The following is a 21,432-nucleotide window of genomic DNA, read 5'->3' on the forward strand; positions in this document are numbered from 1 at the left end:
CCTTGGCGGCGGCCTTCGGGGGTTGCTCGGCCCGCTGCTTGGCCGGCTGGGCCGCGCCGGCGCCCTGGCCGCGCGGCCGCTCGCCGGAGCGCCGCTGCTCTGGGGCGGCCGGGCGGCGCTCACCGGGGGTGCGGGGACGGCGTGGCGTGGTCATCGGGCAGCGCTTCCGCTCGGGCCGGTGGACGGGCTGGGGCTGGACGGGGTGGCGGGGCCGACCGGGTCGACCCGCAGGGTGCCCTCGCCCGAGGTGTCGGCCGGCGCCGGTGCGGCGCTGCTCGGGCCGGCCGCGGGAGCGGTGGCGGAGGCCGGGCCGGGGGCGGGGGCGGTAACAGCGCCCGGGCCCGGGCCGGGGGCGGGGCTCGGCGAGGCCGGGGGCTGGCTGCCGCCCGGCCAGAGCTGGGCGTCGGACCGCTTGACCGGCGGGCTGTCCTTGGCCGGCCCCGGGCTGCCCAGCACCTTGCCGTCGTCCTGCAGGAAGGCCGGATCGCCGCCGGGCACCATGCCCAGTTGGCGGGCCTGCTGCTCCAGCGCGTCGGGCGCCGAAGCGTGGTCGATCTGCTGCTGCAACTGCTGCTGCTGGTCGGTCAGGGTGGTGGTCTGCTTCTGCAGCTTGGTCAGCTCGAAGGAGCCCTCGTTGAGCGCGGTGTTCAGGGCCAGCAGGCCGAGCAGCCCGCTGGTCAGCAGCACCACCACCAGCACCGCGAAGGGCGTGCGCCCGCGACCGCCGCGGCCCGACCGCCCGGGGCGCACGGTGATCCGGGCCCGCCCCGGCTGCCCCGGCAGCAGCCTGCCCGTCTGCCTGCTCCCGCCAGCCGCCTGCACCACGTTCTCCCTCACGCCTGCCTCCCCCGTTTCGACGGCCGCGGCCCGCCCGCGCCGCCCGCCGGCCGGCTCGGCGGCGGGCCGCGGCGAGGCCCTAGCCCCGGGTACCCGTACTGCGGATCCTCTCCGCCACGCGGAGCCGCACGGGCGCGGCGCGCCGGTTCTGCTCGATCTCCTCCTCGGTGGCCAGCTCGGCCCCGCGGGTGATCAGCTTCAGCCAGGGCTGGTGCTGCTCGGGCACGAACGGCAGCCCGGGCGGCGCGGTGCTGGTGGCGCCGGCCGCGAAGTGCTGCTTGACCAGCCGGTCCTCCAGCGACTGGTAGGACATCACCGCGATCCGGCCGCCCACCGCGAGCACCTCCAGCGCGTTCGGAATGGCCCGGTCGAGCACCTCCAGCTCGCCGTTGACCTCGATCCGCAGCGCCTGGAAGGTCCGCTTGGCCGGGTTGCCGCCGGTGCGGCGGGTGGCCGCCGGAATCGCGTTGCGCACCAGATCGACCAGACGCGCACTGGTGCTGAACGGTTCCTTCTCGCGCTCCCGGACGATGACCGAGGCGATCTTCCCGGCGAACCGCTCCTCGCCGTAGACCTTGAGGATCCGGGCCAGCGCGCCGTGGCTGTAGGTGTTGAGCACCTCGGCGGCGCTGATCCCGCGGCTCTGGTCCATCCGCATGTCCAGCGGGGCGTCCTGGGCGTAGGCGAAGCCGCGCTCGGCCTCGTCCAGCTGCATCGAGGAGACGCCGAGGTCGAAGAGCAGCCCCTGGACCCGCGCGATGCCCAGCTCGTCGAGCACCTGCGGGATCTCGTCGTACACCGCGTGCACCAGGGTGGCCCGGTCACCGAAGGGGGCGAGCCGCTCGCCGGCCAGCCGCAGCGCCTCCGGGTCGCGGTCCACCGCGACCAGGTGGACCTCGGGGAACTGGGTGAGCAACGCCTCGCTGTGCCCGCCCAGGCCCAGGGTGGCGTCCACCACCACCGCGCCGGGGCCGCCGATCGCCGGGGCCAGGGCATCCATGCAGCGTTGCAGCATGACCGGGACGTGCTTGGGTTCCGGTGTGCCAGTGGCCATGCGGGCGGGCGCCTTTCGGTCGGACGGGAGCCGCGGGCAGCCGACGCGCGGCTCCCGGAGCTGTGATTTCGACCCATTCTGACCCACGGCCCAGGCCGGCCCGGACGCCGCCCGGGGTCCCCGCCCGCTCGCTGGGGGAAGGGGTGCCGCCGGGCGCCGGGGAAGGTGCGTCAGGTGGCACGGAGCGGGAGGAGGCCTCGGGCTGCGTACGGAGCGTCAGACTACCGCCCGGGTCCGCGCCGCCCGCTCGCGCCACGCGCGCCCTATGCGCTCCATCACACCAGCACATCCAATCGACCCCGCCCCCACCACAACCCGAAAATTCCTACTACCGTCGTACCCATGACAGTGACCCCTGATCGGTCGTCCCCCAGCGACCCCGCCGGTTCGGCCACTGAATCGATCATCGATCGTTTCGTCGGCTCCAACCGCAGCTACGCCGTGACCTTCAAGGACGGCGGCATGGACGCCCGTCCGGTGCAGAAGGTCGCCGTGGTGGCGTGCATGGACGCCCGGCTCGACCTGTTCGCCGCGCTCGGCCTGGAACTCGGCGACGCCCACATCATCCGCAACGCCGGTGGTGTGGTCACCGACGACACCATTCGTTCACTGACGATCAGCCAGCGGGCCCTCGGCACCCGCTCGGTCGCGCTGATCCACCACACCGGCTGCGGCCTGCTCGGGCTGACCGAGGACTTCCGCCGCGAGCTGGAGCTGGAGGTCGGCCAGCGCCCGCAGTGGGCGGTGGAGGCCTTCGTGGACCTGGACGGCGACGTGCGCCAGTCCATGCAGCGGGTGCGCACCTCGCCGTTCCTGGTGGACACCACGGACGTGCGCGGGTTCGTCTTCGACGTGCACACCGGCCTGCTGCGCGAGGTCCACTGACCCCGTCCGCCGGACGCGCGGCGGGGGGACGGCCCCACCGCGCGCCTCGCTCCTTCGGGTGACTTCTGGCCACCTCTCAGGAAAGAATGCCGCTGCGGCGGTCCCGGAGAGGCGGACCGGCAGGAGCAGGGGCGAGGAGCGAACGGGTGACGACCTACGACGAGCAGGCCGGACTGGACAGGCACGGGAGCGCCCCGCGGCCTGCGCCGGCGGCCGTGGCGCACCCGCTGGGCCTGCCCGAGCTGAGCGCCATCATCGACCGGGTCCGGGCCTCGGTGGAGAGCGTGATCGAGGGCAAGCCGGAGGCCGTCCGGCTCGCCCTCACCGTGATGCTGGCCGAGGGCCACCTGCTGCTCGAGGACGTGCCCGGGGTCGGCAAGACCATGCTGGCCAAGGCGCTGGCCCGGTCGGTGGACTGCACGGTGCGCCGGATCCAGTTCACCCCCGACCTGCTGCCCTCCGACGTGACCGGCACCAACGTCTTCGACCAGCAGCGGATGGACTTCGAGTTCCGCCCCGGCGCGATCTTCGCGCAGATCGTGGTCGGCGACGAGATCAACCGCGCCTCGCCGAAGACCCAGTCCGCGCTGCTGGAGTCGATGGCCGAGCGCCAGGTGACCATCGACGGCACCACCTACGAGCTGCCCTCCCCGTTCATGGTGATCGCCACCCAGAACCCGGTGGAGATGGAGGGCACCTACCCGCTGCCCGAGGCCCAGCGCGACCGCTTCATGGCCCGGATCTCGATCGGCTACCCGAGCCCCGAGGCCGAGCTGGCGATGCTGGACGTGCACGGCGGCGCCTCCCCGCTGGACGACCTGCAGCCGGTCGCGCACGCCCACGACATCCTCAAGCTGATCGACGTGGTGCGCGCCGTGCACGTCGCCGACAGCATCCGCCGGTACGCGGTCGACCTGGTCAACGCCACCCGCACCTCGCCCGAGCTGCGGCTCGGCGCCTCCCCGCGCGCCACCCTGCACCTGGTCCGGGCCGCCCGGGCCGCCGCCGCGCTGGCCGGGCGCGACTACGTGCTGCCGGACGACCTGCAGGCGCTGGCCGTGCCGGTGCTGGCGCACCGCCTGCTGCCGACCGCGGAGGCCCAGCTGAGCCGGCGCGGGGCCGAGCAGATCGTCGCCGAACTGGTCCGGCGGGTGCCCATCCCGCGCCCGCAGAGCCCGCAGCCGGGCCACGCCGCGGGCTTCCCGGGAGCGGCCCCCGGGCGGAGGAGCTGACCGTGTCCGCACCGGACGAGCCGGCCGGCTTCCGGGCCGGTCTGCGCGGCCTGACCACCCGCGGCCGCTCCTTCCTCGCCGCCGGACTGACCTCGCTGGTCTGCTCCTACCTGCTCGGCCAGAACGCCCTGCTGCGGGTCGGCGTGCTGCTGGCCGCGCTGCCGCTGTCCGCCGCGGCGCTGCTGCTGCGCACCCGCTACCAGGTGGCCGGCGGCCGCCGGCTCACCCCGCACCGGGCGCCGGCCGGCCAGGAGGCCCGGGTGCACCTGCGGGTGGACAACGTCTCCCGGGTGCCCACCGGCCTGCTGATGCTGGAGGACCGGGTGCCCTACGTGCTCGGGCCGCGACCGCGGTTCGTGCTGGACCGGGTGGAGCCGCGCGGCTTCCGCGAGGTCTCCTACCGGGTCCGCTCCGACCTGCGCGGCCGCTACCCGCTGGGCCCGCTCCAGCTGCGGCTGAGCGACCCGTTCGGGATGTGCGAACTGACCCGCTCGTTCAACGCCTCCGACACCCTCACCGTGGTCCCCCAGGTGCACCCGCTGCCGCCGGTGCGGCTGTCCGGCGAGTGGGCCGGCTACGGCGAGAGCCTGTCCCGCGCGCTCGCGCTGGCCGGCGACGACGACACCGTGCCGCGCGAGTACCGGCACGGCGACGACCTGCGCCGGGTGCACTGGAAGTCCACCGCCAAGTACGGCGAGCTGATGGTCCGCCGCGAGGAGCAGCCGCTGCGCCCCCGGGCCACCGTGCTGCTCGACACCCGGGAGATCGGCCACCGCGGCAGCGGCCCGGCCTCCTCCTTCGAGTGGGCGGTCGGCTGCGCCGCCTCGGTCGGCGCCCACCTGCTGGAGCGCGGCTACCAGACCCGGCTGCTCACCGACGACGGCCAGCAGGTGCCGGAGACCAGCGCCTTCCGCAGCGGCTCGGTGACCGAGTCGATCGGCCTGCTGCTGGACTCGCTCGCCGTGGTCGACCACTCCACCGGCAGCGGCCTGGGCCGCGCCGAGGAGGTGCTGCGGATCGGCGGCGAGGGCCTGCTGGTGGCGATCCTCGGCGGGCTGGACGACGAGCAGGTGGCGGGCCTTGGCCGGCTGCGCCGACGGGCCGGGGCGGCGATCGCCTTCGTGCTGGACACCGGGAGCTGGGCGGGCCTGCGCACGGCACCGCCGCCGGGCGGGGCGGATCCGCTGGAGCGGCCGGTGCGACTGCTGCGCGAGGCCGGCTGGACCGTGCTGGTCGCCCGGGCCGGCGACGCGGTGGCCGACCTCTGGCGCCAGGTGGACCGCCAAACCGGACCCGCTCCGGCGGCCGGCCGGAACGGAGCGAGCGCATGAGCGACCGCGCACGACTGACCCTGTACGCCGCCATCGCCACCGCGCTGGGCATGCTGAGCCTGACCCCGCTGCTGCGCCCGGCCGGCTGGATCATCCCGGCCGGCGGCCTGATCCTGGTGATCGCCCTGGTCGGCGCCGGGCTGCGCCGGCTGTCGGCGCCGCACCTGCTGACCGTGCTGGTCCAGCTGGTGGTGGCGGGCTACCTGCTGCTGTTCGGCTCGGTCCGGACCAGCTTCATCGGTGTGGTGGTGCCCGGCCCGAACACCCTGAGCGCCCTGAACGACCTGCTGGTCTCGGCCGGCAACGACATCAGCCAGTACACGATCCCGGCGCCGGCCACCCCGGGCCTGCGGTTCGTGATGATCTCCTCGGTGGCACTGGTCGCGATCCTGGTGGACGGGCTGGCGGTCGGCTTCCGGCGGGCCCCGCTGGCCGGGCTGCCGCTGCTGGCCCTCTACTCGGTCGGGACCGGGCTGGCCGGCCCCCAGGGCGGCGCCGGCTGGCTCTGGTTCCTGGCGGCCGGCGCCGGCTACCTGATGCTGCTCTTCGCCGAGGGCCGCGACCGGCTCTCCCGCTGGGGCCGGGTCTTCCGCGGCGCCGGCACCGGGGACGGCCCCAGCGGCGTGCCCACCGGCGGCCACCGGATCGGCCTGGTCGCACTGGCGGTGGCCATGGTGCTGCCGGCCCTCGCGCCGAACTGGGACCTCAGCCTGGTCAACAACGGCTTCGGCAACGACGGCACCGGCTCCGGCGGCGGCAACATCAACGCGCTCAGCCCGGTGGTCGCGCTGACCGACGGCCTGCGCGGGTCCGACAACCAGGAGCTGCTCAGCTACCGCGGCGACCCCAGCGTGCTGCGCAGCACCTACCTGCGGATCACCGCACTGGACGAGTTCGACGGCCAGGAGTGGAAGCCCGGCAAGCAGGACATCGTGGCGCTGCCCTCGGTGCTGCCGGCGCCGGCCGGGCTGGCCGGAGACGTCCCGGCGACGCCCTTCGTGACCACCATCGCGATGTCGCCGAGCCTGAGCACCAACTGGCTGCCGGCGCCGTACCCGATGGAGCGGGTCCGGGTGCCGGGCAACTGGCGCTACGAGCCGGAGGTCGGCGCCCTGGTCGGCGGCCAGAGCCTGCAGCCCACCGGGCTGGACTACACGGTGACCTCGCTGGCCGTCGACCCGACGCCGGAGCAGCTGCGCGACGCCCCGCCCGCACCCAAGTCGATCACCGACAGCTACCTCGATGTGCCAGGCAACCTGCCCGGCGTGGTCAAGGCCACCGCGCTGCAGGTGACGGCGGGCAAGGAGACCGCCTACGACAAGGCGGTCGCGCTGCAGGACTGGTTCACCACCACCGGCGGCTTCAGCTACAGCACCCACGTGGACCAGGGCACCGGGCCGGACGCGATCGCCAAGTTCCTGCAGGACCGGACCGGCTTCTGCGTGCACTTCTCGGCCACCATGGCCGCGATGGCGCGCACCCTGGGGATCCCCGCCCGGGTGGCGGTCGGCTTCGCCCCGGGGCACCCGAACGGCGACGGCAGCTTCACGGTCGGCACGCAGGACTACCACGCCTGGCCCGAGCTGTACTTCTCCGGCGTCGGCTGGGTGCGCTTCGAGCCGACCCCCTCGCGCGGGGTTGCGCCGGACTACAGCCGGCCGCAGGGCGCGGCGGCCACGCCCACCGGTCCGGCCACGGCCTCCGCCACGCCCGACCAGCCGACCAGCGCCCCGAACGGGGAGAACTGCCCGGCGGAGGCCCGCAAGCAGGGCAGCTGCGGACACGTGCAGCCCACCGCCACGGCCTCGGCCGCCGCGCTGCCGGTGGCGGCCGCGCCGACCGGGCGCGGACTGCCGGCGGGCCTGATCGGCGGGCTCGCGGGCGGCGCGCTGGTGCTGCTCCTGCTGCTGTCGCCGATGCTCTGGCGCAGCCGGCTGCGCCGCCGCCGGCTCGGCAGCGGTCGACGGCGACCGGGCGGCCCGGGCGGCGCGCTGACCGAGGCGCAGGTGCTGGCGGCCTGGCAGGAACTGATCGACTCGGCCTGGGACCTCGGCATCCCGCCGGACGAGGCGCACAGCCCGCGCCTGACCGGGGAGCGGATCAGCACCGCGGCCGGGCTGGACGGGCCCGCCCGGGCCGCGGTGGGCCGGGTGGCGCTGGCCACCGAGCGGGTGCTCTACGCCCGCACGCCGGAGCCGGCCGCCCCGCTGGGGCCGGACGTGCGCCTGGCCCGGGCCGGGCTGCGGAGCTCGGCGGGCTTGCTGCGCCGGGTGCGCGCGGTACTGCTGCCGCCGTCCGCGGCGCAGCTGGGCCGGCGACTGGCCGACCGGGTGCTCGCCGCCCGACTGCGCACCCGGGCCGCGCTGGCCCGGGCCGGGGCGCGGCTGCGGCGGCCCGAGCGGGCGGACCGCCGGGGCTGACCTGGGTGGGGTGCGCCGGGCGGGCCCGGTGCACCCCACCGGCTCCCCCGGGGAACGGGAAACGCCGTGGGCGGGTGGTCCGAAGATCACCCGCCCACGGCGTTCAGTTCGTTGACTTCTCCCTCAGAGGCCGTCGTGCTCTCCCTCAGAGGCCGTCGTGCTCGTCGCGACGGCGTTGCCAGCGCTGTTCCATCCGGTCCATCACGCCGGCCTTGCGGCGGGCCGGCGGAGCCGCCCGCAGGCCGGCACCGGGGCCGACCACCGGGTGCTTGCGCCAGCCGGCCACGGCCACCAGCGCACACCCCAGCATCACCAGGAAACCGATCACGCTCAGCCAGATCAGCTGCGGCGTCACGATCAGGCCTCCCATCAGGAGGGCCACTCCCACCACGAATCCCGCCGCCGACAGGTACACCCGCCGACGGGTGTAGGTGCGCAGCCCGGTTCCCTCAAGCGCCGTCGCGAACTTGGGATCTTCGGCGTACAGCGCTCGCTCCATCTGGTCGAGCAGTCGCTGCTCGTGCTCCGAGAGCGGCACGGAGTCCTCCTACTCGTCGGTCGCGGGGCGACCGGTCCGCCACCTGGCCTTGTCGTGGTCCATATGCCCCATGCGTCTGGCCGTCATGCGTTCTGGCTTTACCCAGATCATACGGTCCAGCGGCGAGATCCGGAGGTGGCGACGATCGACGGTTTCCGCCGCGTTCGCCACACCCCACGAGGGTGCAACGAACACGACGGCCGCCGAGTGCCCGGCTGCGGAGGCGAGACTTCCGGGGCTTGCCGCGCGGCGTCCGACGGGCGGCCCGGCGCCGGGCTCAGCCGAGGGTGGCGAGCAGGTGCAGCTGGGTGGCGACCGCGTGGAAGGCGGGCTGCTGGGCGGCGGCCTCCTCCAGCCGGAGCAGCGCCTCCATGGCACCCGGCTCGGTGTCCACCAGCACCCCGGGCACCAGGTCGGCGAAGACCCGCACCCCGTGCACCGCGGCCACCGTGAGGCCGGCGGCGGCGGCCAGCTCGTGCAGCTCCTCGACGGTGAAGCGGCGCGGCATCGGGTCGCCGGTGCCCCAGCGGCCGCCGGGCGCCTCCAGCACCGTGCGGGCCTCGTCGAAGTGGCCGGCCAGCGCGCGGGCCAGCACCGCACCGTTGCGGTTGGCGGCCAGCAGGCTGACCAGGCCGCCCTTGTGCAGCGTCCCGGTGAGGTGGCCGAGCGCCTCGGTCGGGTCGTCCACCACCTCCAGCACGCCGTGGCAGAGCACCGCGTCCACCGACGCCGGGGCGATCAGGTCGGGCAACGTCTGGGTGTCCCCCTGCACCGCGCGGATCAGGTCGGTGACCCCGGCCTCGGCCGCCCGGCGCTCCAGCGCGAAGAGCGCGTCGGGGCTGGGGTCGACCACGGTGACCCGGTGGCCGAGCTTGGCCACCGGCACGGCGAAGTTGCCCGTGCCGCCGCCGGTGTCCAGCACGTCGAGCACCGGCTGGTCCAGCTCCGCGGCCCGGCGCTCCAGCGACGTTCGCACCACCTCCCAGACCACGGCGGTTCGCAGGGCGCTGCGCGGGCGGGTGGGGTACACGGGAGCTCCTTCAGGAGGCGTGGGGTCCGGTCTCCCCCACCCTATTGCCTGGCATCTTGAGCACCCGTTCGACCAAGCGGACGAAGACGGAGGTGTTACGGATCAGGTCGTCCGCGTCCCGGGCCGAGGCGGCGCCGGGCACCCCGGCCTCGGCCGCCGCGCGCTTGGCCGCTCCGGCGGCGAAGTACACCGCCCACTCGGACAGTTCGGGGGCCACCTCGGGCAGCACCTCCCAGGCGCTGCGGATCGTCTTGCGGCGGCGCGGGTTCTTCTCCGGGCGGCCGCGCACGGCGAGCACCGCGGCGGTGGTGCGCAGCGCGGCCAGGTGCGCGGTGGCGTAGCGCTCCAGCGGGTCCTCGGCCGCGGCGGCGGCGAGCAGGGTGCGGTGGGCCTGGGCCAGCAGGTCCCGGGCGGCGGGCGGGGCTCCGGCCTTCAGCAGGACGGGATGGACGTCGACGGAGCGCAGCGGGATCTCTTGCGGGAGGTCGGCGACGGTCATGGTCTGTACTCCCCACACAGGTCTGCTCCGGCCCGGCTCCGGAGCGGTCGTGGGCGGGCCGGTCGACCCGTCCACCGCCCATGCTGGCCGCCGGCACTGACAATTCCGCCGCCGCCGGCCGCCGCTCCGCCCACGCACCACCCCTGACCAGGTGCGCCGGGCCCGGGCGGGCCGGAATAGGATCACCGACCATGGCACGGATCGTGGTCGTCGGAGCAGGGATCAGCGGACTGGCCGCCGCCGCGCGGCTGGCCACCATCGGGCACCGGGTGACGGTCTGCGAGGCCGGCCCGACCCACGGCGGGATGCTCGGCCGCCACGAGCGCGACGGGTTCGCCTTCGACACCGGCCCGACTCTGCTCACGCTGCCCGCCGTCTACCGCGACCTGGCCCTGAAGACCGGCCGGGAACCGCTCGAGCAGCTGGTCACACTGACCCCGGTGGACCCGGAGAGCCGGCACCGGTTCGCCGACGGCACCGGGCTCGCGCTGCCCAACGCCTCCCGCGGCGGGGTGGCCCAGGCCCTCACCGAGGCGTTCGGCAACGGGGCCGGCGAGCGCTGGGGCGCGGTGATGAACCGCGGCCGGGCGGTCTGGGAGGCCACCCGCCGCCCGCTGTTGGAGGAACCGCTGCCCGCCGACCCCGCGCGGCTGGGCACCGACCCCTACCCCGTCGCCCCGCGCCGCGGCCTGGCCCGGCTGCGGCCCGCCGCCGCCCCCACCCTGGCGCAGGTGGCGGCCCGCGAGCTCGGCGGGCACCCCGCGCTCACCGCGCTGCTCACCGAGTACGCGCTGCGCTTCGGCTTCGACCCGCGCACCGCCCCCGCCGGGGCCACCGTGATCCCGTACATGGAGCAGACCTTCGGCGTCTGGTACGTGCACGGCGGCCTGCGCGCGCTGGCCGACGCGGTGTACCGGCGGTGCGAGCAGCGCGGCGTCCGGTTCCGGTTCGGCGAGCGGGTCGACCCGGCGGCGGAGCCCGGCGACCTGGACGCCGACCTGCTGCTGCGCCCGGCCCCGGGCGAGGCGAGCGCCCCCGGCCGGTTCACCGTGCTGCTCGCGCTGCGCGGCCCGCGCCCCGCCGGCACCGTGCACCGCACCGTGGTGCACGCGGCCGACCCGCAGGACGAGCTGGCCGCACTGTTCGGCTCCCCCGCCCGGCTCTGCGAGCGCCCCACCGTGCAGTTGCTGCGCCCCGACGACCCGGCGCTGCGCCCGGACGAGGCGCACGAGGCGGTCACCCTGACGGTGACGGTGCCCTCGCAGGCGGTCTTCGACTGGACCGCCCCGGGGGTCGCCGAGCGGTACGCGGACCGGCTGCTGGCCCACCTGGCCGCGGCCGGCACCGACCTGGCGGACCGGGTGCTCTGGCGGGTGGTGCGGACCCCGGCGGACACCGAGCGGGAGACCTCGGCGCCGGGTGGTGCGGTGGCCCGGCCGGCGCTGGCCGGGGCCGGCGGCGCCTTCCTGCAGCCCGCCAACACCGCCGCGGACCGGCCGGGGCGGTACCTGGTGGGCGGCGCCGCGCACCCGGGCGGCGGGCTGGCCCGGGCCGGCATGTCGGCGTGCGTGGTGGCGGGGCTGATCGGGCCGGCCTGAGCGCCCGGCACGATCCGTCAGAGCGGCCCTACGGCCAGGTGCCGGGCTGCGGCTGCTGGTAGTACTCGTACGCCGGTGCCTGCTGCTGCGGGACCGCCCCGTACTCCGGCTGGTACTGGTTCGGGTCGTAGTACTGCTGCTGGGGCTGCTGCCACTGCTGCTGCTCGTAGGAGGGGTAGGCCTGCTGGTAGTCACCGGCGGCGGCGTAGTCCTGCGGCTGCGGCTGCGGCTGGTAGTAGCCGCCGTACTCGGGCTGGTACTGGTTCGGGTCGTAGTACTGCTGCTGCGGCAGCTGCTGCTCCTGGTAGGGGTAGCCGGCCTGGTCGACCATCTGCTGGCCCACCGGCTGCTGGCCCATCGGCTGCTGCTGGGTCTCGTACACCGACTCGTACCCGTACTCGGCGTCGAACGCGGCCACCGGCTCGGCCGGCTCCGGCAGCTCCGGGTCCGCCGGCCCGTCCCCCGTCGCCTCGATCGGCCCGACCTCGCCGACCTGTGCGGCGGCGGCCACCACCGCCGGTGCCGGCGTGCCGCCGGTCGCCGCGCCGAGCAGCGGGACCTTGGCCAGCGGGCCGGGCAGCGAGCCGTCGGCGGACCGCAGCGACCAGCCGGCCGTGTAACCGCGCTTGACCGAGAGCGTGACGAAGGCCTGGCCGACCGCGAAGGCCAGCGCGCCGCCGGCGATCACCGGCACCGAGTGCACCGCCATCCCGGCCGCGACCAGCAGGAAGCCGCCGAGCGCGGCCCCGCGCCAGTGCACCGGGGCCCGGTTCTGCAGCAGCAGCTCGGCCACCAGCCAGAGCGCGACCACGGCGAGCGCCGCGTACAAGGCCAGCATCCCGATGCCCATCGGCGTTCCTCCACCACTGCCCGGCGCGCGACATGCGTGTCCGGCGACTGTACCTGTTCGACAGCCGCCGCCCCACATCCGCGGCGCAGCCGCTCAGCCCCGGTGCAGCCCGAGGTTCTGGTAGATCTGCAGCGTCGCGGTCGACCCGTTGAGGGTGATGAAGTGCAGGCCCGGAGCGCCCTCGGCGAGCAGCCGCTCGGACATCGAGGTGGCGTGCTCCATGCCCACCTCGCGCAGCGCCGCCGGGTCGTGCTGGACCGCGCGCAGCCGGGCCTCCAGCTCGGCCGGGAAGGCCGAGCCGCTCAGCTGCGGGAAGCGCTCCAGCTGCTTGGCGTTGGTGACCGGCATGATCTCCGGGATGATCGGCGTGTCGCAGCCGGCCGCCTCCACCCGGTCGCGCAGCCGCAGGTAGTCCTCCACCTCGAAGAACATCTGGGTGATCGCGTAGTCGGCGCCGGCCCGGATCTTGGCGACGAAGTGCCGGATGTCGTCGTCCCAGTCGGTGGAGCGCGGGTGCATGTTCGGCGAGGCGGCCACGCCCACGCAGAAGTCACCGATCGACTTGATGAGTTCGACCAGTTCGCAGGCGTAGGTGACGCCCTGCGGGTGCGGCACCCACTCGCCCATCGGGTCGCCGGGCGGGTCGCCGCGCACTGCGAGCACGTTGCGCACGCCCTGGTCGGCGTACTGGCCGATGATGTTGCGCAGTTCGGCCACCGAGTGGTCGACCGCGGTCAGGTGGGCGACCGGGGTGAGCGTGGTCTCGGTGGCGATCCGGCCGACCATGTTGACGGTGCGTCCGCGGGTGGAGCCGCCGGCGCCGTAGGTCATGCAGACGAAGTTGGGGTTCAGCGGCTCCAGCCGGCGGATCGCGGCCCAGAGCTTGTGCTCGGCCGCCTCGGTGCGCGGGGGCATGAACTCGAAGGAGTACGAGCGCTTCCCGGCGGCCAGGAGTTCGCGGACCGTTTGGGCGCGGTCGGTTCTGGTGGAGGGAACGCCGAGTGCCATGTTCGCAGGGTATCCGCCGAGGTGGTGGCCCGGACAACCCGCGCTCAACAGCTGAGACAATTCGTCTGCACGGTCGGACAGACTGCTCCGCACGGCCGGACGGACCGCCCGCCGACCCCTCGCGGCCCACCGGTTCGCAGCACCGTCCGGCTAGGCTGAACTCCTTCCCCGCTCACCCCGGAGTGCCCCGTGACCTCGCCCAGCCCCACGCCCGTGCAGCCGCTCGACCAGGCGGCCGCCCGCACCCGGGTGGACGCCGCGCTCGCCCGGTTCATGGCCGAGCAGCACGCGCTGCTGAGCTCGATCTCCCCGGACCTGGTGGCGGCCGCGGACGCGCTGCGCGACTTCCTGCTGGACGGCGGCAAGCGGCTGCGCCCGGCCTTCTGCTACTGGGGCTGGCGCGGCGCGGGCGGCCCCGACGACCACGAGGGGATCTTCTCCGCCGCCGCCGCGCTGGAGCTGCTGCAGGCCAGCGCCCTGGTGCACGACGACCTGATGGACCGCAGCGACACCCGCCGCGGGCTGCCCTCGATCCACCGCCGGTTCGAGGCGCTGCACCGGGAGCGCGGCTGGCGCGGCGACCGCGAGCAGTACGGTGCGGCGGCCGCGGTGCTGCTCGGCGACCTGCTGCTGATCTGGTGCGACGAGTTGTTCGTCCGCTGCGGCCTGACCCCGGAGGCGGTGCTGGCCGCCAAGCCGGTCTTCGACCTGATGCGCACCGAGGTGATGGCCGGGCAGTACCTGGACGTGCTGGAGCCGGTGGCCGGTGACTCCACCGACGACCTGGCGCTGACCCGGGCCACCACCGTGCTGCACTACAAGTCGGCGAAGTACACCATCGAGCGCCCGCTCCAGGTGGGCGCCCGGCTGGCCGGTGCGAGCGAGGAACTGGTCGCGGCCTACGGAGAGTTCGGGCTGCCGCTGGGCGAGGCCTTCCAGCTGCGCGACGACCTGCTCGGCGTCTTCGGCGACCCCGCGGTCACCGGCAAGCCGGCCGGCGACGACCTGCGCGAGGGCAAGCGCACCCTGCTGGTCGCGCTGGCGCTGCGGGCGCTGCCGCGCGAGCAGTCGACCCGGCTGGACACCCGGCTGGGCGCAGCCGACCTCACCCCGGCGGAGATCGCCGAGCTCGGCGAGCTGGTGGCGCGCAGCGGGGCCCCCGCGCAGGTGGAGGAGCGGATCGAGCAGCTGATGACGCGTTCGCTGGCCGCGCTGGCGGCGGCTCCGCTCAAGGACGAAGCGGCCCGGGACACGCTGCTCGCGCTCGCCCGGGCCGCCACGGTCCGTCGTTACTGAGGTCGTACGGCGTTACCGGGACTGCCCGGCGCCGGCTGCCGTCAGTCGGCCGCCCGCACCCGCCGGGCCAGCTCGGCCGCGGCCGCGCCCGGGTCGTCGGCGGCGGTGATCGCCCGGACCACCACCACCCGGCGGGCGCCGGCCGCCAGCACCTGGTCCAGGTTGCCGAGGTCGATCCCGCCGATCGCGAACCACGGCCGGTCGCTCTGCTGCCGCGCCGCGTACTCGACCAGACCCAGGCCCGGGGCCGGGCGGCCCGGCTTGGTCGGGGTCGGCCAGACCGGTCCGGTGCAGAAGTAGTCCACGCCCGGCTCGGCGACCGCGGCGGCCACCTCGGACTCGGCGTGGCAGGAGCGCCCGATCAGCACCTCGGGGCCGAGGATCGCCCGGGCCGCCGGCACCGGCAGGTCGTCCTGGCCCAGGTGCAGCACCTGCGGCCGGGCGGCGTGCGCCACGTCGGCCCGGTCGTTGACCGAGAAGAGCTTGCCGTGCCGCTCGGCGGCCGCGGCGAAGACCTCCAGGTACTCCAGCTCCTGGCGGGCCTCCAGCCCCTTGTCGCGCAGCTGGACGATGTCCACGCCGCCCGCCAGCACCGCGTCCAGGAACTGCTCCAGGTCACCCTGCTCGCGCCGGGCGTCGGTGCACAGGTAGAGCCGGGCGTCGGCCAGCTGCGCCCGCGGGTCGGCAGTGCCCGTCACAGCGCCATCGCCTGGGCGCGGCGCTTCACCTCGGTGCCCCGGTCCTCGCGCAGCGCCTGGATCGGGCTGCCCGGCAGGCTCGGGTCCTCGGTGAAGAGCCACTCCAGGATCTCTTCGTCGTCGTAACCGCCATCGCGCAGCACGGTCAGCGTGCCGCCGAGGTGCTTGACCAGGCCGTCGTCCGCGATGAAGGCGGCCGGCACCTGGAGCGCGTTGTTCTCGCCGCGGCGCACCGCGATCAGGCGGTGCTCCTTGACCATCTTGCGGACCTCGGTGACCAGCACACCCCAGCGCTCGGAGATGTCGGGCAGGTAGACCCAGTCCTGGACCAGGCTTTCGATCTTGGATTCCGTCTCACTCACGGCACCAGCCTGCCACCTCGCGAGGGCAGCGCGCACCCACCACCCCGTCAGGGAGGTGTCAGCACCACGGCCGGGTCAGTCGAGGACCGCCGACTTCAGCGCCACCGCCGGGTCCGCGGCGGCGGCCGGGTCGAGCACCCGGGCCTGGTCGACCAGCCGGCGGCCCTGCGCCAGGTCGCGCGGCCGGTCCACGGCGAGCACCGCGGTCAGCCGGCCCTCGCGCAGCCAGAGCACGCTCCACTCCGGGTCCTCGGGGGTGCCCCGCCAGAGCACCCGGTCGCCGTCCCGGTGCCGGCCCGCGTACTGCACCATCCGCCCGAACTGCTCGGACCAGAAGTAGGGCACCGGGTCGTAGGGGTCGGTGCCGCCCAGCAGCCCGCTCGCCACCGCGCGGCCCGAGTGCAGCGCGTGGTCCCAGTGCTGCACGGCCGTTCGGTTGCCGAACCGGAGCGAGGGGTAGCTGGCGCAGTCGCCGGCCGCCCAGACGTCGGGCACCGAGGTGCGCAGCCGCTCGTCGGCGACGATCGCGCCGGCGGCGTCCAGCGCCACCGCGGAGCCGGCCAGCCAGCCGGTGTCCGGGCGGGCCCCGACGCCCACCAACACCTCGTCGCCGGCCACCGAGGCACCGCCGGCCAGGTGCACCACCCCCGGCTCGATCCGCTCCACCCGGGCACCGAGCCGCAGGTCCACCCCGGCCTCGGCGTACCAGCCGACCATCGGGCGGGCCAGCTCGGCGGGCAGCGCGCCCGGCAGCGGCAGCTCGGCGGCCTCGATCACGGTCACCCGGCAGCCGAGCAGCCGGGCGGCCGTGGCGGTCTCGGCGCCGATCCAGCCGGCGCCGACCAGCACCAGGTGCGCCCCGGGGCGCAGCGCCGACCGCAGCGCCAGCGCGTCGTCGACGGTCCGCAGCACCCGGGCCGCGCCGTCGCCGGGCAGCCGGATCGGCGTCGCGCCGGTGGCCAGGACCAGCCGGTCGTAGCCGAGGTCGCCGGCGTCGGTGTGCAGCGTGCCGGGGGTCAGTGCGGTGGCCCGGCGCCCGGTCAGCAGCTCGACGCCCAGGCCGTCCCAGTCCAGATCGAAGGTGGTCCCCTCGGCCTTGCCGAGCAGCACGTCCTTGGAGAGCGGCGGCCGGTCGTAGGGGCGGTGCGGTTCCGCGCCGACCAGGGTCAGCCCGCCGTCGAAGCCCCCCTCGCGCAGCGCCACCGCGCACTGGGCGCCCGCCAGGCCGGCGCCCACCACGACCACCCGATCCGTGCTCTTCAGTTCAGCCACCCGGTCACTGTAGCGAGCCCCGCGCAGTCCACCGGCTGGTCGGTGCCTTCAGTCCCCCCGTCACCCGGCGTTATGGTGGGGGCATCCTCACGGGAGCCCGGTGCACCGGGCTGAGAGGCGGGCTGCGGCGGCCCGCGACCGTCCGAACCTGATCCGGGTCATTCCGGCGAAGGGAGAACTGGTCCTCTTGGCACGCGACGAACGCGATCTCGAACCGACCGGCGGGGGCGCCGAGGTGCTGGTGATCGGCGGCGGCGTCATCGGCCTGGCGGTCGCCTGGCGGGCCGCGCAGCGCGGGCTGCGGGTGGCGCTGGTCGACCCGGCACCCGGCGGCGGCGCGGCGCAGGTGGCGGCCGGCATGCTGGCCCCGGTCACCGAGCTGCAGTACGGCGAGGAGCCGCTGCTCCGCCTCGGCATGGCGAGCAACGCGCGGTACGCGGAGTTCACCGCCGAACTGACGGCGCTCACCGGGCTGGACACCGGCTACCGGGCCACCGGCACCCTGGCGGTGGCGCTGGACGCCGACGACAAGGCCGAGCTGGCCGAGCTGCACGCCTTCCACCGCCGGCTGGGCCTGGACTCGAACTGGTTGACCGGCCGCGAGGCCCGCAGGCTGGAGCCGATGCTGGCCCCGGGCGTGCGCGGCGCCCTGCACGTGGCCGACGACCACCAGGTGGACCCGCGCCGGCTGTCCGCCGCGCTGCTGCGGGCCGCCGAGCTGGCCGGGGTGCGGGTGCACCGGGCCGAGGCGGTCGAGCTGGTGGTCGAGGCGGACCGGGCGCGCGGGGTCCGGCTGGCCGACGGCACGGTGCTCGGCGCCGACCGGGTGGTGCTGGCGGCCGGCTGCCGCAGCCACCTGCTGCCCGGGCTGCCGCCGGGCGTGCTGCCCGCCGTCCGGCCGGTCAAGGGCCAGATCCTGCGGCTGCGGATCCCCGGACCGTACGCGCCCTTCCTCTCCCGCAACGTGCGCGCGGTGGTCCGCGGCGGACACCTCTACCTGGTGCCGCGGGCCGACGGCGAGCTGGTGGTGGGGGCCACCACCGAGGAGCAGGGCTACGACACCACGGTCACCGCCGGCGGCGTCTACGAGCTGCTGCGCGACGCCCACGAGCTGGTGCCCGGGATCACCGAGCTGCCGCTGGTGGAGACCAGCGCCGGGCTGCGGCCCGGCTCCCCGGACAACGCGCCGCTGCTGGGCCCGACCGCGCTGCCCGGCCTGGTGGCCGCCACCGGCCACTACCGCAACGGGGTGCTGCTCACCCCGGTCACCGGCGACCTGCTGGCCGAGCAGCTGGCCGACGGCACGCTGCCCGAGCTCGCCGCGCCGTTCTCCCCCGACCGCTTCGTCTCCCCCGATCGTTCCGCCCTCAGGAGCCTGGCATGACCCCCATTCCCGTGACCGTCAACGGTCGGCCCCGCGAGCTGCCGGAGCACGCGACCCTCGCCGAGCTGGTCGCCGAGCTCTCCAAGGCGCCCTCGGGAGTGGCGGCCGCGGTCAACGAGGCCGTGGTGCCGCGCGGCTCGTGGCCGACGACCCGGCTGGCGGCCGGGGACCGGGTGGAGATCCTGACCGCGGTGCAGGGAGGCTGATCCGACGATGAGCGAGATCCTTCCGGTCGACGACAAGGACGGCCTGACGATCGGCGACACCACCTTCGGCTCCCGGCTGATCATGGGTACCGGCGGTGCCCCCAGCCTGGAGGTGCTGGAGCAGGCGCTGCGGGTCTCCGGCACCGAGCTGACCACGGTGGCGATGCGCCGGGTCAAGGCGGACACCCAGGGCTCGGTGCTGGACGTGCTGGCCCGCAACGGCATCCAGGTGCTGCCCAACACGGCCGGCTGCTTCACCGCCGGCGAGGCGGTGCTGACCGCCCGGCTGGCCCGCGAGGCGCTCGGCACCGACTGGGTGAAGCTGGAGGTGATCGCCGACGAGCGCACCCTGCTGCCGGACCCGATCGAACTGCTGGACGCCGCCGAGACCCTGGTCGACGACGGCTTCACGGTGCTCCCCTACACCAACGACGACCCGGTGCTGGCCCGCAAGTTGGAGGACGTCGGCTGCGCCGCGATCATGCCGCTCGGCTCGCCGATCGGCTCGGGGCTGGGCATCCGCAACCCGCACAACTTCCAGCTGATCGTGGAGAGCGCCCGGGTCCCGGTGATCCTGGACGCCGGTGCCGGCACCGCCTCGGACGTCGCGCTCGCCATGGAACTGGGGTGCGCCGCGGTGATGCTGGCCTCCGCGGTGACCCGGGCGCAGGACCCGGTGCTGATGGCGGACGCGATGAAGCGGGCCGCCGAGGCCGGTCGGCTGGCCTACCGGGCCGGCCGGATCCCGCGCCGGTTCCACGCCGAGGCCTCCTCGACGATGGCCGGCCGGGCCGAGCTGGACCACCGCGAGCGGCCCGCCTTCTGACGCCGCCTCCGGGCCGTCCCCGCCGCGGGGGCGGTCCGGCTGTTGGACAACGATGACATTCGGGTCACCCTTCCGTGTTGCGGCCGGCTCTAGACTCCTCGGGTGGACACGACGTTGAACGACCCCCATATCGGCTCGCTGCTGGACGGCCGCTACCGGGTCGAGGAGCGGATCGCGGTCGGTGGCATGGCCACCGTCTACCGCGGCACCGACACCCGGCTCGACCGGGTGCTCGCGCTCAAGGTGATGCACCCGGCGCTGGCCGGGGACGCCGGGTTCACCGACCGCTTCATCCGGGAGGCGAAGGCGGTCGCCCGGCTCTCCCACCCCAACGTGGTCAACGTCTTCGACCAGGGCGCGGACGGCGCGACGGTCTTCCTGGCGATGGAGTACGTGCCCGGGCGCACCCTGCGCGACCTGCTGAGCGACCGCGGTGCGCTCTCGGTGCGGGCGGCGCTGGACGTGCTGGAGCCGGTGCTGGCCGCCCTCGGCGCCGCCCACCGGGCCGGGCTGGTGCACCGGGACGTCAAGCCGGAGAACGTGCTGATCACCGACGACGGCCTGGTGAAGGTGACCGACTTCGGCCTGGTCCGGCTGCTCTCCGGCGCGGACACCTCGGTGACCAGCACCACCACGCCCGGCCTGATCATGGGCACCGTCTCCTACCTGGCCCCGGAGCAGATCCAGCCCTCCCACACGACCGACCAGCGGGTGGACGTCTACGCGGCCGGCATCGTGCTCTACGAGCTGCTCACCGGCAGCAAGCCGTACGTCGGGGACAACCCGATGCAGGTGATCTACCGTCACCTGCACGAGGACGTGCCGGCGCCCTCGCGCACGGTGCCCGGCCTGCCGCCGGAGCTGGACGCCATCGTCGCCGCGGCCACCGCCCGCGACCCGCAGGCCCGCCCGTGGGACGCGGTGGAGCTGCTGGCCGCGCTGCAGCGGGTGCGCCGCGGCCTGACGCCGGCCCAGTTGGACGCCGAGCCGCCGGCCTCCGGGCGGCCCAGCCCGCAGTACTCGGCCGCCGACGCCACCTCGGTGCTGCAGCGCCCGGGCCCCCTGGCGACCCCGCCGGCGGCCGCGCCGCTGGAGCGGACCAGCGTGTTCGCCGCCCCGCCGGAGTCGCTGATCACCCGGCCGCGCCCGTACGACGAGCCGCCCCCGCCGCCGCGCCGCCCGCGCCGGGCGGCCGGGGCCGGCGGCGGGGCACGGATGCGGCGCGGGGTGATCTGGGGGTCGGTGCTGGCCGGCGTGGCGCTGGTGGTGACGGTGGTCAGCTACCTGCTCTCCGGCGCCGTCTACGCGAGCGTGCCCAGCGTGCTCGGCCAGACCCAGACCCAGGCGGTCGCCACGCTGGACGGCGCCGGGCTGCACGCCAGCTTCAGCCAGGCGTTCAGCGAGACCGTGCCGGCCGGGCAGGTGATCAGCAGCGACCCCGGGGTGGGGCAGCGGACCCGCAAGAGCGACGCGGTCAAGGTGGTGGTCTCCAAGGGGCCGGAGCGGATCGCGGTGCCCGACGTCACCGGCAAGCCGCTGGCCCAGGCGCAGCAGCAGCTCACCGCCGCCCGGCTGACCCCGGGCAGCACCAGCCAGGACTACAGCGCCACCGTGCCGGCCGGCTCGGTGATCTCCACCTCCCCGGCCGCCGGGCAGCAGCTGGCGGTGGACGCGCCGGTCTCGCTGGTGGTCAGCAAGGGCGCCCAGCCGGTGCCGGTGCCCGACACCACCGGGCAGCCGGTGGCCACCGCGCAGGCCAGCCTGACCGCCTCCGGCTTCCGGGTGGAGCTCTCCGCCGACCAGTCCTACTCGGACACGGTGCCGGCGAACTCGGTGGTCTCCCAGGACGTCACCGGCACCGCGGCGGCGGGCAGCACGGTCACGCTCACCCTCTCCAAGGGCCCGCAGCCGGTGGCCGTGCCCTCGGTGACCGGGATGAGCGAGTCGGACGCCGACAAGGCGCTGGCGGCCGCCGGGTTCAAGGTGAAGAGCACCGGGATCAACTTCTTCGGGCTGAGCAACGTCTCCGGGCAGAGCCCGCAGCCGGGCACCATGCTGCCGAAGGGGTCCACGGTCACGATCAACTTCTGAGTCGGGCCGGGCGGA

At 75.3% G+C, this 21,432-nt stretch carries 20 protein-coding genes and 1 riboswitch; of the genes, 10 read left to right on the forward strand and 10 right to left on the reverse strand.

Features of this window, described 5'->3' with window-relative positions:
• Positions 1–150 precede the first annotated feature (150 nt).
• Positions 151–837: a septum formation initiator family protein gene (locus tag ACQRUO_RS24765; protein WP_428318255.1), complete on the reverse strand. Its 687-nt coding sequence runs from the start codon at positions 835–837 to the stop codon at positions 151–153.
• 79 nt (positions 838–916) lie between these two features.
• The gene (gene rsmH, locus ACQRUO_RS24770; protein WP_428318256.1) at positions 917–1,891 is read right to left on the reverse strand and encodes a 16S rRNA (cytosine(1402)-N(4))-methyltransferase RsmH; all 975 of its coding nucleotides are present in this window, start codon (positions 1,889–1,891) and stop codon (positions 917–919) included.
• Positions 1,892–2,233: 342 nt separating this feature from the next.
• On the opposite strand from rsmH, the gene ACQRUO_RS24775 reads away from it, so the two are divergent.
• The 4 genes from ACQRUO_RS24775 to ACQRUO_RS24790 all read left to right on the forward strand — a co-directional run bounded on the left by ACQRUO_RS24775 (position 2,234) and on the right by ACQRUO_RS24790 (position 7,759).
• A complete protein-coding gene (locus ACQRUO_RS24775) occupies positions 2,234–2,776 on the forward strand; it encodes a beta-class carbonic anhydrase (RefSeq protein ID WP_428318257.1) in 543 nt (180 codons plus the stop codon).
• Positions 2,777–2,922: 146 nt separating this feature from the next.
• Complete coding sequence (locus ACQRUO_RS24780) at positions 2,923–4,008, forward strand: AAA family ATPase (RefSeq protein WP_428318258.1); 1,086 nt, start codon at positions 2,923–2,925, stop codon at positions 4,006–4,008.
• Positions 4,005–5,339 (forward strand): DUF58 domain-containing protein, encoded by a 1,335-nt coding sequence (locus ACQRUO_RS24785; protein ID WP_428318283.1) that lies wholly within the window; start codon positions 4,005–4,007, stop codon positions 5,337–5,339. Before ACQRUO_RS24780 ends, ACQRUO_RS24785 begins: the two co-directional genes overlap by 4 nt.
• Positions 5,336–7,759 carry a transglutaminaseTgpA domain-containing protein gene (locus tag ACQRUO_RS24790; protein WP_428318259.1) on the forward strand — a complete coding sequence of 808 codons (2,424 nt, stop codon included), beginning with the start codon at positions 5,336–5,338 and terminating at the stop codon, positions 7,757–7,759. The genes ACQRUO_RS24785 and ACQRUO_RS24790 overlap by 4 nt, the downstream gene beginning before the upstream one ends.
• Positions 7,760–7,904: 145 nt before the next feature.
• Here ACQRUO_RS24790 and ACQRUO_RS24795 read toward each other — a convergent pair whose 3' ends face one another.
• The 3 genes from ACQRUO_RS24795 to ACQRUO_RS24805 all read right to left on the reverse strand — a co-directional run bounded on the left by ACQRUO_RS24795 (position 7,905) and on the right by ACQRUO_RS24805 (position 9,826).
• Entirely contained in the window at positions 7,905–8,297 is a 393-nt protein-coding gene (locus tag ACQRUO_RS24795; RefSeq protein ID WP_428318260.1) for a DUF3040 domain-containing protein, read from the reverse strand.
• A 277-nt stretch (positions 8,298–8,574) separates the two neighbouring features.
• Positions 8,575–9,327, reverse strand: coding sequence for a methyltransferase domain-containing protein (locus ACQRUO_RS24800; protein WP_428318261.1), 753 nt, complete (start codon positions 9,325–9,327; stop codon positions 8,575–8,577).
• Positions 9,328–9,337: 10 nt separating this feature from the next.
• Positions 9,338–9,826, reverse strand: coding sequence for an SAV_6107 family HEPN domain-containing protein (locus ACQRUO_RS24805; RefSeq protein WP_428318262.1), 489 nt, complete (start codon positions 9,824–9,826; stop codon positions 9,338–9,340).
• A gap of 191 nt (positions 9,827–10,017) precedes the next feature.
• Here ACQRUO_RS24805 and ACQRUO_RS24810 point away from each other — a divergent pair, with 191 nt between their 5' ends.
• Positions 10,018–11,424, forward strand: a complete 1,407-nt coding sequence (locus ACQRUO_RS24810; protein WP_428318263.1) for a phytoene desaturase family protein — start codon at positions 10,018–10,020, stop codon at positions 11,422–11,424.
• A gap of 28 nt (positions 11,425–11,452) precedes the next feature.
• Here ACQRUO_RS24810 and ACQRUO_RS24815 read toward each other — a convergent pair whose 3' ends face one another.
• Both ACQRUO_RS24815 and metF read right to left on the reverse strand, forming a co-directional pair.
• Positions 11,453–12,274, reverse strand: a complete 822-nt coding sequence (locus ACQRUO_RS24815) for a hypothetical protein (protein WP_428318264.1) — start codon at positions 12,272–12,274, stop codon at positions 11,453–11,455.
• 93 nt (positions 12,275–12,367) lie between these two features.
• Complete coding sequence (gene metF, locus ACQRUO_RS24820) at positions 12,368–13,282, reverse strand: methylenetetrahydrofolate reductase [NAD(P)H] (RefSeq protein ID WP_428318265.1); 915 nt, start codon at positions 13,280–13,282, stop codon at positions 12,368–12,370.
• A gap of 189 nt (positions 13,283–13,471) precedes the next feature.
• On the opposite strand from metF, the gene ACQRUO_RS24825 reads away from it, so the two are divergent.
• Positions 13,472–14,578 carry a polyprenyl synthetase family protein gene (locus ACQRUO_RS24825; RefSeq protein ID WP_428318266.1) on the forward strand — a complete coding sequence of 369 codons (1,107 nt, stop codon included), beginning with the start codon at positions 13,472–13,474 and terminating at the stop codon, positions 14,576–14,578.
• A 41-nt stretch (positions 14,579–14,619) separates the two neighbouring features.
• Here the strand turns inward: ACQRUO_RS24825 and thiE are convergent, their stop codons facing one another.
• From thiE to ACQRUO_RS24840, 3 genes are all read right to left on the reverse strand, one after another.
• A complete protein-coding gene (gene thiE, locus ACQRUO_RS24830) occupies positions 14,620–15,276 on the reverse strand; it encodes a thiamine phosphate synthase (protein WP_428318267.1) in 657 nt (218 codons plus the stop codon).
• A complete protein-coding gene (locus ACQRUO_RS24835) occupies positions 15,273–15,638 on the reverse strand; it encodes an Rv2175c family DNA-binding protein (protein WP_428318268.1) in 366 nt (121 codons plus the stop codon). The genes thiE and ACQRUO_RS24835 overlap by 4 nt, the downstream gene beginning before the upstream one ends.
• Positions 15,639–15,713: 75 nt before the next feature.
• Complete coding sequence (locus ACQRUO_RS24840; protein ID WP_428318269.1) at positions 15,714–16,910, reverse strand: NAD(P)/FAD-dependent oxidoreductase; 1,197 nt, start codon at positions 16,908–16,910, stop codon at positions 15,714–15,716.
• Between the two features lie 79 nt (positions 16,911–16,989).
• Positions 16,990–17,102, forward strand: a riboswitch (TPP riboswitch).
• Between ACQRUO_RS24840 and thiO the strand changes: the two genes are divergently transcribed.
• The 4 genes from thiO to pknB all read left to right on the forward strand — a co-directional run bounded on the left by thiO (position 17,098) and on the right by pknB (position 21,417).
• Positions 17,098–18,294 carry a glycine oxidase ThiO gene (gene thiO, locus ACQRUO_RS24845; protein WP_428318270.1) on the forward strand — a complete coding sequence of 399 codons (1,197 nt, stop codon included), beginning with the start codon at positions 17,098–17,100 and terminating at the stop codon, positions 18,292–18,294. (Overlaps the previous riboswitch by 5 nt.)
• Entirely contained in the window at positions 18,291–18,500 is a 210-nt protein-coding gene (gene thiS, locus ACQRUO_RS24850) for a sulfur carrier protein ThiS (RefSeq protein WP_428318271.1), read from the forward strand. The genes thiO and thiS overlap by 4 nt, the downstream gene beginning before the upstream one ends.
• 7 nt (positions 18,501–18,507) lie before the next feature.
• Entirely contained in the window at positions 18,508–19,326 is an 819-nt protein-coding gene (locus ACQRUO_RS24855; protein ID WP_428318272.1) for a thiazole synthase, read from the forward strand.
• A gap of 102 nt (positions 19,327–19,428) precedes the next feature.
• Positions 19,429–21,417, forward strand: coding sequence for a Stk1 family PASTA domain-containing Ser/Thr kinase (gene pknB / locus ACQRUO_RS24860; protein WP_428318273.1), 1,989 nt, complete (start codon positions 19,429–19,431; stop codon positions 21,415–21,417).
• The last annotated feature ends 15 nt before the right edge of the window (positions 21,418–21,432 follow it).

The organism is Kitasatospora sp. LaBMicrA B282, assembly GCF_050325825.1.
In the GTDB taxonomy this organism is placed as follows: domain Bacteria; phylum Actinomycetota; class Actinomycetes; order Streptomycetales; family Streptomycetaceae; genus Kitasatospora.